Origin of the sequence: Streptomyces sp. McG3 (assembly GCF_018619185.1) — a bacterium.
Classification (GTDB): domain Bacteria; phylum Actinomycetota; class Actinomycetes; order Streptomycetales; family Streptomycetaceae; genus Streptomyces.
Window position 1 is genome coordinate 1 of sequence record NZ_JAAXYC010000183.1, and the last position, 15,507, is coordinate 15,507.

Annotated in this window: 12 protein-coding genes and 1 riboswitch; of the genes, 9 read left to right on the forward strand and 3 right to left on the reverse strand. The window is 71.8% G+C overall.

From position 1 onward, the window contains the following. Nucleotides 1-171: 171 nt before the first annotated feature. From HET64_RS25330 to otsB, 3 genes are all read left to right on the forward strand, one after another. A complete protein-coding gene (locus tag HET64_RS25330; protein WP_215109302.1) occupies nt 172-963 on the forward strand; it encodes an ABC transporter ATP-binding protein in 792 nt (263 codons plus the stop codon). Further along, nucleotides 957-3,566, forward strand: a complete 2,610-nt coding sequence (locus HET64_RS25335; RefSeq protein ID WP_215109304.1) for an FtsX-like permease family protein — start codon at nt 957-959, stop codon at nt 3,564-3,566. Before HET64_RS25330 ends, HET64_RS25335 begins: the two co-directional genes overlap by 7 nt. Nucleotides 3,567-3,725: 159 nt before the next feature. Continuing rightward, a complete protein-coding gene (gene otsB / locus HET64_RS25340; protein WP_215109306.1) occupies nt 3,726-4,577 on the forward strand; it encodes a trehalose-phosphatase in 852 nt (283 codons plus the stop codon). A gap of 19 nt (nt 4,578-4,596) precedes the next feature. Here otsB and HET64_RS25345 read toward each other — a convergent pair whose 3' ends face one another. Continuing rightward, nucleotides 4,597-6,006, reverse strand: coding sequence for a trehalose-6-phosphate synthase (locus HET64_RS25345; RefSeq protein WP_215109309.1), 1,410 nt, complete (start codon nt 6,004-6,006; stop codon nt 4,597-4,599). Between the two features lie 47 nt (nt 6,007-6,053). Beyond that, complete coding sequence (locus tag HET64_RS25350; RefSeq protein ID WP_215109319.1) at nt 6,054-7,004, reverse strand: glucosyl-3-phosphoglycerate synthase; 951 nt, start codon at nt 7,002-7,004, stop codon at nt 6,054-6,056. 154 nt (nt 7,005-7,158) lie between these two features. After that, a riboswitch (SAM riboswitch) is annotated at nt 7,159-7,286 on the forward strand. 19 nt (nt 7,287-7,305) lie between these two features. Between HET64_RS25350 and thrC the strand changes: the two genes are divergently transcribed. The 4 genes from thrC to groL all read left to right on the forward strand — a co-directional run bounded on the left by thrC (nt 7,306) and on the right by groL (nt 11,518). Then, nucleotides 7,306-8,607 (forward strand): threonine synthase, encoded by a 1,302-nt coding sequence (gene thrC / locus HET64_RS25355; protein ID WP_215109311.1) that lies wholly within the window; start codon nt 7,306-7,308, stop codon nt 8,605-8,607. A gap of 29 nt (nt 8,608-8,636) precedes the next feature. After that, entirely contained in the window at nt 8,637-8,915 is a 279-nt protein-coding gene (locus HET64_RS25360) for a MoaD/ThiS family protein (protein ID WP_003967347.1), read from the forward strand. A 442-nt stretch (nt 8,916-9,357) separates the two neighbouring features. After that, entirely contained in the window at nt 9,358-9,564 is a 207-nt protein-coding gene (locus tag HET64_RS25365; RefSeq protein ID WP_003967346.1) for a cold-shock protein, read from the forward strand. A 331-nt stretch (nt 9,565-9,895) separates the two neighbouring features. Then, the gene (gene groL, locus HET64_RS25370) at nt 9,896-11,518 is read left to right on the forward strand and encodes a chaperonin GroEL (protein WP_215109313.1); all 1,623 of its coding nucleotides are present in this window, start codon (nt 9,896-9,898) and stop codon (nt 11,516-11,518) included. Between the two features lie 139 nt (nt 11,519-11,657). Here groL and HET64_RS25375 read toward each other — a convergent pair whose 3' ends face one another. Beyond that, nucleotides 11,658-12,563, reverse strand: a complete 906-nt coding sequence (locus HET64_RS25375; protein ID WP_215109315.1) for an alpha/beta fold hydrolase — start codon at nt 12,561-12,563, stop codon at nt 11,658-11,660. A 624-nt stretch (nt 12,564-13,187) separates the two neighbouring features. Between HET64_RS25375 and HET64_RS25380 the strand changes: the two genes are divergently transcribed. Beyond that, the gene (locus HET64_RS25380) at nt 13,188-13,328 is read left to right on the forward strand and encodes a hypothetical protein (RefSeq protein ID WP_374105575.1); all 141 of its coding nucleotides are present in this window, start codon (nt 13,188-13,190) and stop codon (nt 13,326-13,328) included. After that, nucleotides 13,279-15,207 (forward strand): ABC transporter ATP-binding protein, encoded by a 1,929-nt coding sequence (locus tag HET64_RS25385; protein ID WP_215109317.1) that lies wholly within the window; start codon nt 13,279-13,281, stop codon nt 15,205-15,207. The genes HET64_RS25380 and HET64_RS25385 overlap by 50 nt, the downstream gene beginning before the upstream one ends. Nucleotides 15,208-15,507 lie beyond the last annotated feature (300 nt).

A 15,507-nucleotide genomic window follows, 5' to 3' on the forward strand; every position in this document is an offset into this window, starting at 1 on the left:
CTCCGGGGAGGCGGGCGGCGGGCTGGGGGAGAGCATGCCGGGCACGCTACGAGACGGTTCCCCGGGCGGGCCACCCTGTTCTCTGCCCCTCCCGTGGTGGAGCTGGCTCCACCACGGGAGCCCCCGCTCGCTGCGATGTGCCGTGCGCGCGCCGACGGTTGAGTGGACCTCATGAATCCAGCAGCGAGTGCCGCTCGGCCACCGGCCGTTCGGCTCCGGTCCGTGACCCGTTCCTACGGCCGCGAAGGCAGCACGGTGAAAGCGCTCGACGACGTCAGTCTGACCATCCGCCGCGGTACGTTCACCGCCGTCATGGGGCCGTCCGGCTCCGGCAAGTCGACGCTCCTGCACTGCGTCGCGGGCCTGGACCGGCCGACCGGCGGCCGGGTGCTGCTCGGCGACACCGATCTGACCGGGCTGAGCGAGGCCCGGCTGACCCGGCTGCGCCGGGAGCGGATCGGCTTCGTCTTCCAGGCGTTCAACCTGCTGCCCTCCCTGACCGCCGCGCAGAACGTGGCCCTGCCCCTGCGGCTCGCCGGACGGCGGCCGCGCAGGGCCGAGGTGCTCCACGCGCTGGACCGGGTCGGGCTGCGCGAACGGGCCGGCCAGCGGCCCGGCGAGCTCTCCGGCGGCCAGCAGCAGCGGGTGGCGATCGCCCGCGCCCTGGTGACCGGGCCCGAGGTGCTCTTCGGTGACGAACCGACCGGGGCCCTGGACTCCACCGCCGGGCACGTGGTGCTCGGCCTGCTGCGTGCGATGACCGACGAGGGGCGCACCGTGATCATGGTGACCCACGACCCGGTCGCCGCCTCCTTCGCCGACCGGGTCGTCTTCCTCGCCGACGGCCGCGTCCGGGACGAGCTGGACGCGCCCACGGCGGAGCGGGTCGCCGCCCGCATGGCGGCGGGCGCCGCCCCGGCGGCCCCGAAGGGCTCCATCGGTTCGGCGGTGGTCCCGTGCTGACGCCGGTACTGAGCGGGATGCGCCGGCGCTGGGTCACCTTCGTCGGGTCGTTCGTCGCCCTGGCCCTGGGGGTGGGCCTGATCGCGGCCACCGGACTCGCCCTCGCCGCGACGTTCGACGCCCCGGAGCGGGGCCCCGAACGGTTCGCCGCCGCCCCCGTCGTCGTGCGGGCCGCCGATCACCTCCGCGTCGACACCCCGACCGGGACCCGGAGCAAGCCGCTCCACCACCCCGGACCGGTCGGCGAGCGGATCGCCGACCGGCTGGCCGCCCTCGGCCGCACGGTGGCGGACCGGACGTTCCCGGCGGACGTCACGGCTCCTCGCACCGGCACTGATGCCGAGGCGCCGCGTACCGGCGCCGACGCCATGAAGTCGGGACTCCCGCGCGCCGGCGCCGAGGAGCCGCACACCGGCCCTGTCGTCAAGAAGCCGCGCACCGGCCGCGGCGTCGAGGCCCGGGTCGGGCGCCCGTGGCCGGTCGCCGCCGCGGCCCCGTACCGCCTCATCTCGGGCCGGGCCCCCGCCGCCCCCGGCGAGGTCGTCGTCACCACCCGGCCCGGCGGCGACCGGCTCCGCACCGGTGACCTCGTCCAGGTCCGTACCCCGGCCGGAAGCACCCCCCGGACCGTCGTCGGCACCGTCGCCGGCCGGGGCTTCGAGGACGCCGTCTTCTTCACCGACGACGAGGCCGCCCGGATCTCCCCGGACATCGACGCCCTCGTGGTGCACGCCGATGCCACCGCCGTGCGCCGGGCGCTCGGGCCGGACAGCGGCATGGACGTCCTCACCGGCCACGACCGCCGCCGCGCCGACCCCGACCCCGACCGCGACGCCCGGGCCCTGGTCTCCGTCAACGCCCTGCTCGGCACAGCGGCGGGCATCACCCTGTTCGTCTCCGCCGCCGTCGTGGCCTCGACGTTCTCGTTCGCCGTGGCCCAACGACGCCGGGAGTTCGGCCTGTTGCGCACGGTCGGTGCGACGCCCGGCCGAATCCGCCGTACGGTGTGCGCCGAAGCGGCCGTCGTCGGCGTCCTCGCCTCGGCCGCCGGTGTGTGGCTCGGAGCCAGGGGCGCGCCCCTGCTCGTCGGCCGGATGGCCGAAGCGGGCCTCGCACCGCCCCGGTTCGCCCTCGGCGACGCCTCCTGGCCGCTGCACACCGCCTTCTGGACCGGGGTGTTCGTCGCCACGGCGGCGGCCCTGGTCTCCTGCCACCGGGCCGGGCGGACCGCCCCGACCGAGGCGCTGCGCGAGGCTGCCGTCGACAGCCGTGTCATGCCGGCGAGCCGCTGGGCGGCCGCCGTCCTGATCCTGCTCGCCGGACTGGGCCTGCCCGCACTGGCGTTGGCCGTCGACCCCGGCGACCTGCTGGGCCGCAAGTCCTACGTCACCCGGCCCATGCTCCTCATCGTCGGCTGCGCCCTCCTGGCCCCCGTCCTGGTGCGCCCCGTCGGCCGGCTGCTGACCTGGCTGCCCGCACGGCTGCCCGGCGCCACCGGCGTACTGGTCCGGGAGAATACCGCCGCCGGGGTGCGCAGGACCGCGGCCGTCGCCGCGCCCGTCCTCATCACCGTCGCCCTCGCCGCCACCCTGACGGGCACCGTCGCCACCCTGGAGGAGGCCAGGGCCACCGAGGCGCGCACCGCCACGACCGCCGACTTCGTGGTGACGTCGGGACAGGAGGGCCGTCCGCCGGCGCCCGCCTTCGTGGAGCGGGCCCGGGCCGTCGAGGGAGCCGTGGTCAGCGTCTCGCGGTCCACGGCTGTCACCGTCCTCGAAGAGAACACGGCCCTCGTCACCTCCGAGGCCCGCGCGGTCGACCCCGCCCGGCTGGCCGCCGTGTCGGAGCTGCCCGTCACGGCGGGCCGGCTCGCCGATCTCGACGACGACGCGATCGTCGTCAACGAGGAGTGGCTGACCACGCGGGTCGGTGACCGGGTCACCGTCTGGCTGGGCGACGGGCGCAAGACCTCGCTGCGGATCGCCGCCGTCCTGGCCACCGGGACCGGCGACAACGGCGTCTACGTCACCCCGCGCAACGCCGGGGGAGCGGGCGTCGACCGGATCGACGTCAAGGTCGCCGAGGGCGCCGACCGGAGGGCCGTCGCCGCCGCGCTGCACACCGCCGGGGCCGCCACCGGCACGCGGGTCACGACCCGGGCCGCATGGCTGGCCGCGAACGGCCCGGGGCCGGACGACTCCACCAGGACCGGGCTCCGGATGATCCTCGGCATCGCGCTTCTCTGTACGGCGACGGCGCTGGCCAACACCCTGGTCATGGCCACTTCCGACCGGGTCCGCGATCTCGCCGTGCTCCGCCTCGCCGGGGCCACCGTCCCCCAGGTCCTGCGGCTCGTCGCGGCCGAGGCGGTGGTGGCGGTCGGGGTGGGCGCCGTGCTCGGGGCCGTGGTCGCGGCGGTGAACCTGCTGGTGGTGTGGGGTGCGCTGGCCCTGCTGGGCGTCACGTCCGCCGTCGTCGTGCCGTGGGGGACACTCGGCCTCGTCGTCGCGGCCGCCGCGCTCCTGGCCGCCGTCTCCGCCGCCCTGCCGGCCTCGTTCGCCCTACGGACCCGGCCGGTCGAACTCGCGGGCGCCCGCGAGTAAGTCGCCGTCGGCTGCTCACCGGCACCCGCGAGGAGTCGTTGCCGGCTGCTCACCGCCGCCCGTGAGCAGCCGTTGCCGGATCCAGACCGATGCCCGCGAGGAGTCGTTGGCGGATCCACAACGCTCGTGATCAACCCGCCCAGGGCATAGGCTCGCCCCATGGGCAGTCACTCCGCACATCTGCCGGACCCGACCACACCGGCCGGCCGCGAGGGCCTCGACGCCGTTCTCGCCCGGCCCGACCGCGCGGTCGTCGCCCTCGACTTCGACGGCACGCTCGCCGACATCGTCCCGGACCCCGAGCAGGCCCGCGCCCACCCCGGTACGGTGGCCGCGCTCGCCGCGCTCGCGCCGAAGGTCGCCGCCATCGCCGTGATCACCGGCCGCCCGGCCGGTGTCGCGGTGCGCTACGGAGGTTTCGCGGGCGTCCCCGGACTGGAGCACCTCGTCGTGCTCGGGCACTACGGCGCCGAACGCTGGGACGCCGTGACCGGCACCGTGAACACCCCCGCCCCACACCCCGGAGTCGCTGCCGCACGGGCCGAACTCCCCGGCGTACTGCACGAATTCGACTCCTGGCACGGCACCTGGATCGAGGAGAAGGGCCAGGCCGTCGCCGTCCACACCCGGCGCGCCGAGGACCCGCAGGCGGCCTTCGAGACGCTGCGCGGTCCCCTCGGCGAGCTGGCGGCGCGGCACGGGCTGATCGTCGAACCGGGCCGCCTGGTCCTGGAGTTGCGCCCGCCCGGGATGGACAAGGGCGTCGCGCTCGCCACGTTCGTCGCCGAGTTGGACGCCGAGTCCGTCATCTACGCGGGCGACGACCTCGGGGACCTCGCCGCGTTCGCCGCGGTGGAGAAGCTGCGGAGCGAGGGCCCGGACGGCATCCCCGGCCTCCTGGTGTGCAGCGGCAGCACCGAGGTGACCGAACTGGCCGAGCGGGCCGACCTGTCGGTGCCGGGCCCGGCCGCGGTGGTCGCTTTCCTGGCGGCACTGGCCGAGCGGCTCTGAGCCGTACCAGGAGACCGGCTCACCCCTGCCGCAGCGCCTCCAACTGGTCCAGGAACCACTGCTGGGGCGGCAGCGCGGTGGCCGCCTCGGCCAGTCGCTTCGTGCGGCCGGACCGCTCGTCGCCGCTCATCGTCAGCGCCTCGTGCAGGGCCTCCGCCGTGCCCGTCACGTCGTACGGGTTCACCACGATCGCGTCCTCGCCCAGCTCCTCGTACGCCCCCGCCTCCCGCGACAGCACCAGCGCGCAGCCCTGGTCGGAGACGACGGGGACCTCCTTGGCGACCAGGTTCATCCCGTCGCGGATCGGGTTGACCAGAGCCACGTCCGCCAGCCGGTACGCGGCCAGCGAGCGGGCGAAGTCGTCCTTGACGTGGAGCACGACCGGCGTCCAGCTCTCCGTGCCGTACGCCCCGTTGATCTCCGTGGCCAGGGTCTGTACCGCCGCCGTGTAGTCCCGGTAGACGGCGAGGTCCTGCCGGGAGGGGTAGGCGAAGGCGATGTGCACGACGCGCTCACGCCACTCGGGACGGGCCTCCAGCAGGGCCCGGTACGCGTGCATACCGCGCACGATGTTCTTGGACAGCTCGGTGCGGTCGACCCGGACGATGGTCTTCCGGCCCTCGCCCACCTGCTCCCGCAGCGCCGCCATCCGCTCGTCCACGTCGGCCTCGTGCGAGCGCCGGCGCAGGAAGTCCGCGTCGGCCCCCAGGCCGTGCACCCCGATCCTGGTGCGGCCCGTCCCGCCGAGGATCTCCGTGCAGCAGCCGATGAACGCGTCCGCCCAGCGGCGGGTCAGGAACGCGGCCCGGTCCGCGCCGAGGATGCCGTGCAGCAACTGCTCAGCGATGTCGTCGGGCAGCAGCCGGAAGTAGTCGACGGGCGCCCACGGGGTGTGCGAGAAGTGGCCGATCCGCAGGTCGGGGCGCAGCTCACGGAGCATCCCGGGGACCAGCGCCAGGTGGTAGTCCTGGACGAGGACGGACGCCCCGGGGCCCGCCTCCTCGGCGAGCGCCTCGGCGAAGGCCCGGTTGTACGTCTCGTACGACGCCCACTGGCGGCGGAACTCCGCGTCGAAGACCGGCTCGACGGGCGTCTGGTAGAGCAGGTGGTGGACGAACCACAGCACCGAGTTGGCGATGCCGTTGTACGCGTCGGCGTGCACCTCCGCGTCGATGTCGAGCATCCGCACGCCCGCCTCGCCGACCCCGCGCCGCACCGCCTCGCGGTCCCCGTCGCCGAGGGCCGCGCAGACCCACAGCTTGTCGTCGACGGCGCTCAGCCCGGAGACGAGACCTCCGCCGCCGCGCTTGGCGTCGAGTGTCCCGTCCTCGCCGAGCGTGTACGAGACGGGGCCGCGGTTGGACGCGACGAGGACCTGGGCGGTGGAGGCGGCGGCTGCGGGTTCGGGTTCGGCGTGCTCGGAGACCATGTAGCGGAACCTAGCCCGTTCGGGAAGCCCCCAAACGCCTCGGAGCCTCATGCCGCGTGGCGTTCCGCGTACTCCGCGATCTCCCGCATCGGCGGCCGCTCCTCCGTGTCCACCGCATGGGTGCGGGGCACGAAGCCGTCCTCGCCGCGCTCGAACTGGGTCAGCGCGGGCCGCACCAGATGGCCCCGGGACAGCCGCAGCTGCGCCGTGCGGTAGATCGCCGCCGCCATCCGGCCCAGCGCCTGCCCGTCCTGGTGGCGGTGTCTGCGTACGCCGACGTCGACCTGGCCCAGCGCGTCCAGGCCCACCGTGTGCAGCGCGTCCACGAGCAGCCCCAGCTCCACTCCGTAACCGACCGGGAACGGCAGCCGCTCCAGCAGGGACCGCCGCACCGCGTACTCCCCGCCCAGCGGCTGCACGAACCCGGCCAGCTGCGGCCAGTGCAGATTGAGCAGGGGCCGTGCCACCAGTTCGGTGACCCGCCCGCCCTGACCGGCGGTGTCGCCGAGCGGGCGGTCGTACATCGCCTTGACGAACTGGACGGCAGGATCGGTGAGCAGCGGCCCGACCGTGCCCGAGACGAAGTCCGCCGAGAAGTCCTTCAGGTCTGCGTCGATGAAGCAGACGATCTCGCCGCTGGTCACCAGGAGTGACCGCCACAGCACCTCGCCCTTGCCGGGCAGGGCCGGGATCCGGGGCAGGATCGCGTCCCGGTGGACCACCCGGGCGCCCGCCGCCCGGGCCACGGCGGCGGTGGCGTCGGTGGAGCCGGAGTCGATCACCACGAGTTCGTCGACGAGCCGGACCTTCTCCATCAGCTCCCGGCGGATCGTCGCCACGATCGCGCCGACCGTGGCCTCCTCGTTCAGCGCGGGCAGCACCACGCTCACCGACGTGAGGCGCGGATCGGCGTCCCGGGCGTCGGTGAGCCGGTTCAGCGGGCGGTCGCCGGACGACCAGGAACGCCTGGTCAGCCAGCGTTCCACCTCTTCGAGCACGGTCGGCACTCCCTGTGTGTGATCCATCTCGCGGTTCGGACGACTATCTCAACGGTCCGGTGCTTCGGTTACAGTCTTGAACAACGCGTATGGCCGTCGCATGTCGGGGTCGGACCGCACATAAACGCCTGGATCGAAGATCCAGCGCCATAAGAGCTCATCCAGAGGGACTGAGGGAACGGCCCGTTGAAGTCCCGGCAACCCTCCTGCCGACCGCGAGGTCACGGTGGGGAAGGTGCCAATTCCGTCTTGCGGCGAAATGCGTCGCAGGGAAGATGAGGAGAAAGGGACCTCCGCCATCATGGCTGTTCAGACCGTTGCAGGTAACACCGCTGCTGCCGCCCCGGCCGTCGATCTCGGCCCCGCCGTGGCGCTTTCCTGCCGCGAGTGCGGCGAGCGTTTCGAGCTCGGCCCCCTTTTCGCCTGTGCGTCCTGTTTCGGGCCGCTGGAAGTGGCCTACGACCTGCCCACCGGCTCCCCGGAGGAGCTGCGCGAGCGCATCGAGGCCGGCCCGGACAACATCTGGCGCTACGCCCCGCTGCTGCCGGTGCCCGCGGACGTCGCGGAGAAGCCCAACATCAACCCCGGCTTCACCAAGCTCGTCAAGGCCGACAACCTCGCCCGTGAGCTGGGCGTCACCGGCGGCCTGTACGTCAAGGACGACTCCGGCAACCCGACGCACTCCTTCAAGGACCGTGTCGTCGCCATCGCCGTCGAGGCCGCCCGCGCCTTCGGCTTCACCACCCTCTCCTGCTCCTCCACGGGCAACCTGGCCGGAGCCGTCGGCGCCGCCGCCGCCCGGGCCGGACTGCGCTCCTGCGTGTTCATCCCGCACGACCTGGAGCAGGGCAAGGTCGTCATGGCCGCGGTGTACGGCGGTGAGCTGGTCGGCATCGAGGGCAACTACGACGACGTCAACCGCTTCTGCTCCGAGCTCATCGGCGACCCGCTCGGCGAGGGCTGGGGCTTCGTCAACGTCAACCTGCGCCCGTACTACGGCGAGGGCTCCAAGACCCTGGCGTACGAGATCTGCGAGCAGCTCGGCTGGCGGCTGCCCGACCAGATCGTCATCCCGATCGCGTCCGGCTCCCAGCTCACGAAGATCGACAAGGGCTTCCAGGAGCTGATCAAGCTCGGCCTCGTCGAGGACCGGCCGTACAAGATCTTCGGCGCCCAGGCCGAGGGCTGCTCCCCGGTCTCCGCCGCCTTCAAGGCGGGCCACGACGTGGTGCGCCCGCAGAAGCCGAACACCATCGCCAAGTCGCTGGCCATCGGCAACCCGGCGGACGGCCCGTACGTCCTGGACATCGCCCGCCGCACCGGTGGCGCGGTGGAGGACGTGACCGACGAGCAGGTCGTCGACGCGATCAAGCTGCTGGCGCGCACCGAGGGCATCTTCGGCGAGACGGCGGGCGGCGTGACGCTCGGCGTGACGAAGAAGCTCGTCGAGGCGGGCGTGATCGACCCGGCGCTCACCACCGTCGTCCTGAACACCGGCGACGGCCTCAAGACGCTGGACGCGGTCTCCGCGACCTCGCAGGCCACGGCGACCATCAAGCCGAGCCTGGACGCGTTCCGCGCCGCGGGTCTCGCCGCCGGCTGATCACCAGAGACTTCAGGAAGGCACTTACCATGAGCGTCAAGGTCCGCATCCCCACCATCCTCCGTACGTACACGGGCGGCCAGGCCGAGGTCCCGGCGGAGGGCGCCAAGCTCTCCGAGGTCATCGAGTCCCTGGAGAAGGACCACCCGGGCATCGCGGCCCGCGTCCTGGACGACCAGGGCAAGCTGCGCCGCTTCGTGAACGTGTACGTCAACGACGACGACGTGCGCTTCGAGGGCGGCCTGGACGCGGCCACGCCGGACGGCGCGGGCGTCTCGATCATCCCCGCGGTCGCCGGCGGCTGCTGAACCGTCCTGGCCGCTCCACGGCGGCCCATCGCACCTCTGTGTGACCACAGTTGCCCCCTCCGCGAGAGAAGCGGAGGGGGCAATTCTGTATGGTTGAGCACGGTACAGTTGGGGAAGCCCCGTCCGCTGCCCGTGCCGCCCGCATATGAGAATGCGCCCGGCCCCGATAAGAAGCAGCCAAAGTACGTGAACCTCTTGCGGCATAAGTGCCCTTTGCCTGGCCCGACTTGCCCGTAAATCTCAGCAAACCCGCATATTCGCGTGTTCTTCTGTGCCCAGAATTCTCGTCCGATTGACCTGTTGCAGAGGGCAGTTGGGCGGATACATTCGGCCGCGGTCGACGCGCTGCGGCGCCGCACACCCTCTCCTGTCGGGGGGTGAGTTCCGACCCGGGCCCGCGAAGTGCGGTCCCGTGCAAGGGCCAGTAATAGGGGAGTTAGGCATGGCTCAGGGCACCGTCAAGTGGTTCAACGCGGAGAAGGGGTACGGCTTCATCGCGGTCGACGGTGGTGCGGATGTTTTCGTCCACTACAGCGCGATCCAGATGGACGGGTACCGCACCCTCGAAGAGGGTCAGCGAGTTGAATTCGAGATCTCGCAGGGCCAGAAGGGGCCCCAGGCCGACATGGTCAAGCTCGCCGTCGGCTGAGCTCGGCGCGGTCGTCCGACGACACTACTCACGCACGCAGGGCCCGGCCCCCGGATCAGGGGACCGGGCCCTCCGTGCGTTCGAAGCGCCCTCCGGGAGCCCGGTCCGGGGGACGCGGCTGTCCACATCCGACGGGGGACGCTTGCACTCGCAGGGGTCGAGTGCTAATCATTGGCGTTAGCACTCTCCAGGTGAGAGTGACAGAAACTTGGACCGGGCCGGTGAGGCCCGCAGGCGCGGTGGGGCAAGGAACCACCACGCAGGCAGGCCGTCCGTCGCGGGCGCCTCTCGGTCCGGAGAAATCCACCCCTGTCCGGGAGGACCACTTCACATGGCCAAGATCATCGCGTTCGACGAGGAGGCACGGCGCGGTCTCGAGCGCGGGATGAACCAGCTCGCCGACGCCGTCAAGGTCACCCTCGGCCCCAAGGGCCGTAACGTCGTCCTCGAGAAGAAGTGGGGCGCGCCCACGATCACCAACGATGGTGTTTCCATCGCCAAGGAGATCGAGCTCGAGGACCCGTACGAGAAGATCGGTGCGGAGCTGGTCAAGGAGGTCGCCAAGAAGACGGACGACGTCGCCGGCGACGGTACGACCACCGCCACCGTTCTGGCTCAGGCTCTCGTCCGCGAGGGTCTGCGCAACGTCGCCGCAGGCGCCAACCCGATGGCCCTCAAGCGGGGCATCGAGAAGGCCGTCGAGGCCGTCTCCGCCGCTCTGCTGGAGCAGGCCAAGGACGTGGAGACCAAGGAGCAGATCGCTTCGACCGCCTCCATCTCCGCCGCCGACACCGAGATCGGCGCCAAGATCGCCGAGGCGATGGACAAGGTCGGCAAGGAAGGCGTCATCACCGTCGAGGAGTCCCAGACCTTCGGTCTGGAGCTTGAGCTCACCGAGGGTATGCGCTTCGACAAGGGCTACATCTCCGCGTACTTCGCGACCGACATGGAGCGTATGGAGGCGTCGCTCGACGACCCGTACATCCTGATCGTCAACTCGAAGATCGGCAGCGTCAAGGACCTCATCCCGCTGCTGGAGAAGGTCATGCAGTCGGGCAAGCCGCTGCTGATCATCGCCGAGGACGTCGAGGGCGAGGCGCTCTCCACCCTGGTCGTCAACAAGATCAAGGGCACGTTCAAGTCCGTCGCCGTCAAGGCTCCGGGCTTCGGTGACCGCCGCAAGGCCATGCTCGCGGACATCGCCATCCTCACCGGTGGCACCGTGATCTCCGAGGAGGTCGGTCTCAAGCTGGAGAACGCCGGCCTGGACCTGCTCGGCCGTGCCCGCAAGGTCGTCATCACCAAGGACGAGACCACGATCGTCGACGGCTCCGGTGACAGCGACCAGGTTCAGGGTCGCGTCAACCAGATCCGTGCCGAGATCGAGAACTCCGACTCGGACTACGACCGCGAGAAGCTCCAGGAGCGTCTGGCGAAGCTGGCCGGCGGCGTGGCCGTCATCAAGGCCGGCGCCGCCACCGAGGTGGAGCTCAAGGAGCGCAAGCACCGCATCGAGGACGCTGTGCGCAACGCCAAGGCCGCCGTCGAGGAGGGCATCGTCGCCGGTGGTGGCGTGGCTCTGCTCCAGGCCTCGGCCGTCTTCGACAAGCTCGACCTCACGGGCGACGAGGCGACCGGCGCCAACGCCGTGAAGCTCGCGCTGGAGGCCCCGCTCAAGCAGATCGCCGTCAACGGTGGTCTTGAGGGTGGCGTCGTCGTGGAGAAGGTCCGCAACCTGCCGATCGGTCACGGCCTCAACGCCGCGACCGGCGAGTACGTCGACATGATCGCCGAGGGCATTCTCGACCCGGCGAAGGTCACGCGCTCCGCTCTGCAGAACGCCGCGTCCATCGCCGCGCTCTTCCTCACCACCGAGGCCGTCATCGCCGACAAGCCCGAGAAGGCCGGCGCGGCCGCTCCGGGCGGCATGCCGGGCGGTGACATGGACTTCTGATCCGCCGCGGAGGCCCCGGGCCCGCCCGGGAGCCCTCCGGCTGATCGAAGTTCGCCGTACGTCCCACAGGGGCGGCATCTCCTTCACGGGAGATGCCGCCCCTGTGGCGTTCACGGGATGGCGGTTTGTGCCTTCGGGGTCAGACGGTCAGTTGGTCGAGGATGCCGGCCACGTCCGCCGGCTTGAGCAGGAACCCGACGTGGCTGGTGGCCAGGGTGTGTACGTCGTACGGGTTGCCGGGCGTCAGCGCGTTGGCTTCGGCGATCAGGCGGTCCTGCATGGCCACGGGAAGCGATCGGTCCTCGGTGAGACGGATGTAGGAGCGGGCGATGGTGCCCCAGGTGTCCGCGTGGCCGCGAGCGTCGGACATCATCACCGCCAGGGACTCGTCCGGCTGAAGGATGTTGAGGAAGGCCCGGAACTGTTCATCGGTGCTGTCCGCCATCATCGCCGCTTTGAGCCCGGCCAGCATGACCGGGTCGGCGGTGCGGTAGTTCGCCCGGCCGACGCCGAGTCCGGCGGGATCGCCGACGTTCAGCGCGGCCAGCGGGGCCATCAGGTTGTCGGCGAACTCGGGCTCCTGCATGTACGCGATGGGGTTGGAGTGTTCCACGCACGACCAGCCGGAGACGTAGACGAGCCGGTCCACCAGGTCAGGAATCGTGTTGCCCACACCGGTGATGGTGGTTCCACCGAGGCTGGCGCCCACCAGGACCACCGGCCCGTGCTCGGCCACCCGCCGGACGACGTCGACGACCATGTCGACGTTGTCCTGAAGGGTGACCCCGGCCAGTTCGGAGGGTTCGGCCGCCCACGCGTCAAGGTCCTGCGGGGCCTGGTAGGCGGCAGAGTACTGCGCGTCGAAGCCGTGCCCCGGCAGGTCCACGGCGAAGCTGCGGTGCCCGAGCAGCGCCAGCTCGCGCTGGATGGGAGCCCACATGAACGAGCTGCTGCACACGCCGTGCACGAGCACGAACGTCGGCTGGGCCTCGCGGGCCTCGCGGGCCTTGCGCGGACGGGGAGAGTTGCTGGAGAGAGATGTCATTCGGGTCGGTCCTATGTCCGGTGGGCGGCGCGGCGGGCATGCCTGAAGGCTGATGCCGACGCGGTGCGCCGCCGAAGTCGAAGAGGGAAACGGGCACGCCTGTCGCCAGGCGCAGCACGGTTCGGTGGCCGGGCGCACGCAGGCCGACGGCAGCGACAACCAGCGTCGGCCACCTGGTCAGGGGCAGCACAAGACGTGGATGCGCCCACCGGCAGGAGTGCGCGTCGACGGTCAGGGCCGAGCGGCGCCCGCAGGGCAGTGCCGTGAGACACGGTGGCCTTCTGCGGGTTCCTCGGCCGGCGCCGGTCGCTGAGCGACTGCGGCGGCAGACGTCTTAGGCGCTGCGGAGACGAACGAACATGTAGGACATGCCGAGGACCCTACCAAAACCACGGATCACCACTCCACGAAGCGTCAGGTCTCGCCGGTCCACCGCCTGATCTGTTGGGAGGCACCCTGCGAAGGCCGACTCCTGACGCCCAGGAAGCTGCTGGCGGGTTACTCGGCACCTGGTTCGCCGCTCCACCGCGCTCACGTTCGCCGCCCGTGCGACCGGGCCCGCCGAGCTGTCCCTCCTCCTGCGCGGGAGTGCGGGCGGCTCCGCCGTTCTCCCCGCATGCTTGGGTGCAGGCGGGGGGACGTGCGGTCGGCGAGCAGGCGGAACCGGCGGATCTGCGTCCCTTGATGGTGGTGACGGCAGACGGAGGGGGTCCGGGTGAGCACGGTGGCGGGGACGACGGAGGCGGACGAGGGCCGCGGGCCTGAGAAGACGGCCGCGCCGCACGCGCGGGAGCCCGAAGAGGGGTCCGCCGGGGAGCAGCGTGCCGGAGCGCAGTCCATCGGGAAACAGCCCGACCGAGATGCCGCGGAGAAGTTCGCAGAGGGGTCCACCGAGGGCGGGCCGGGTGCGGGCCCGTCCCCTCTCCGGCTCCTCCTCTCCCGGGTCCGTCCGCACCGGGGCGTGCTCGTTCGCGCGGGTCTGCTCTCGCTCGCCGGATCCGTCGCGGGCCTCGCGATGCCGCTGATGGCGAAACACGCGGTCGACGCGTTCGCCGCGGACCGCTCGCCCGCGGGACCGCTCGTGGCGCTGACCGCGCTCGTGCTGGTGGGAGCCTGCCTCTCCGCGTACGGCCGCTATCTCATGTCCCGTACGGGAGAGGGCGTCGTCCTCCGGGCACGCGATCAACTCGTGGGACGCATCATGCGGTTGAAGGTCCCGGCGGTGGACCGGCTGACCCCGGGCGACCTCCAGTCGCGCGTGACCAGTGACACGACCCTCCTGCGGACGGTCCTCTCCAGCGGCCTGGTCGAGTCGTTCAACAGCGTGCTGATGCTGCTGGGGACGATCGGCTTCATGGCGTACATGGACCTGACGCTGCTCGGCGTGACGCTGGTGGTGATCGTCGGCATCGGCGCCGTGACCTCCCTGCTCATGCCGCGCATCCAGCGGGCGCAGCTCCGCGCCCAGGAGTCCGTGGGCGCGATGGGTGCGGCACTGGACCGGGTGCTCCAGGCGTTCCGCACGGTCAAGGCGAGCGGGGCGGAGGAGCGGGAGACGGCGGCCGTCGCGGCGGCCGCCCGGCACGCGCACGACCGGGGCGTCTCGGTGGCACGGTGGTCGTCGGTCTCCGACGTCACGATGGCGATGTCGATCCAGCTGGCGTTCCTGGCGGTGCTGGGCGTGGGCGGCGCACGGGTCGCGTCCGGCTCGCTGGAGATCTCGTCGCTGATCGCGTTCCTGCTCTACCTCTTCTATCTGATGGGCCCGATCGGCGGTCTGGTCGAGGGCTGGACGGGCTTGCAGAGCGGGCTGGCGGCGGTCCGCAGGATCGACGAGGTCGAGTCCCTGCCCGGCGAACCGGCCGCCGCGCCCGGAGCCGTAGCGCAGGAGATCCCCGCGACCCCGCTCGGCGTCACGTTCCAGGACGTGACGTTCGGGTACGGGGGCGAGCGGGCCCCCGCCCACAAGGGGGTGACGTTCGAGGTCCCGACCGGCGGTCTGGTCGCGCTGGTCGGCCCGTCCGGGGCGGGCAAGTCGACGGTGTTCAGCCTGCTGGAGCGCTTCTACGACCACGACTCCGGCACCATCACCGTGGACGGCCGGGACATCCGGGACTGGCCGCTGGCCGAGCTGCGGGGCTCGCTGGCGTACGTGGAACAGGACGCGCCGGTCCTGGCCGGGACGCTGCGGGAGAACCTCGTCTTCGCCGCCCCGGAAGCCGAGGAGAAGGCGCTGGCGGCCGCGGTGGTCCGCACCCGCCTGGACACGCTGGTCGACCGGCTGCCGGAGGGCCTGGACACGGCGGTCGGTCACCGCGGCGTCACCCTCTCCGGCGGTGAACGCCAGCGGATCGCCATCGCCCGGGCCCTGTTGCGCCGCCCCCGGCTGCTGCTGCTCGACGAGGTGACCTCGCAACTGGACGCGGTCAACGAGCAGGCGCTGCGGGACGTGATCCTCGAACTGGCGGAACATACGACGGTGTTGGTCATCGCGCATCGCCTCTCCACCGTCCGGCACGCGGACCGCATCGTGGTCCTGGAGGACGGCCGGGTCCGCACGGCGGGCACGCACGAGGAGCTGATCGCCGGGGACGACCTCTACCGCGAGCTGGCGACGACGCAGCTCGCGGCGGACGCGCGGTGAGGCTTCAGCGGGCGTAGTCCGTGCGACGGTGGGAGTTCGCGGACGGGCTCGTGGGCGGGGTCGCGGCACCGGTCTCGGGCGGGGTCTCGCGCGGGGCGCGGTGGGCATCACTAAGCTGGCCGGCAGCCATGGGGATCGTTTCTTTCGATGGAGGTCGATCTTCGGTGGTCAGACCCCTGTCGGTGTTGGAGCACCGGCGGGGGTCGACTCTTTGGTCCAGGTCCTCCGCACGCCAGAGCCTGGCGCCCGTGTGTCGCAACTCGATCACGAATTGTCAACTTCGCAGCCAGGGTGGGTGGG

Bases quoted from the DNA above. Each gene is read 5' to 3' on its own strand.
- HET64_RS25365 (WP_003967346.1), top strand. From the start codon at position 9,358: ATGGCTCAGGGCACCGTCAAGTGGTTCAACGCGGAGAAGGGGTACGGC.
- thrC (WP_215109311.1), top strand. From the start codon at position 7,306: ATGGCTGTTCAGACCGTTGCAGGTAACACCGCTGCTGCCGCCCCGGCC.
- HET64_RS25360 (WP_003967347.1), top strand. From the start codon at position 8,637: ATGAGCGTCAAGGTCCGCATCCCCACCATCCTCCGTACGTACACGGGC.
- groL (WP_215109313.1), top strand. From the start codon at position 9,896: ATGGCCAAGATCATCGCGTTCGACGAGGAGGCACGGCGCGGTCTCGAG.
- HET64_RS25330 (WP_215109302.1), top strand. From the start codon at position 172: ATGAATCCAGCAGCGAGTGCCGCTCGGCCACCGGCCGTTCGGCTCCGG.
- HET64_RS25375 (WP_215109315.1), bottom strand. From the start codon at position 12,563: ATGACATCTCTCTCCAGCAACTCTCCCCGTCCGCGCAAGGCCCGCGAG.
- HET64_RS25345 (WP_215109309.1), bottom strand. From the start codon at position 6,006: ATGGTCTCCGAGCACGCCGAACCCGAACCCGCAGCCGCCGCCTCCACC.
- otsB (WP_215109306.1), top strand. From the start codon at position 3,726: ATGGGCAGTCACTCCGCACATCTGCCGGACCCGACCACACCGGCCGGC.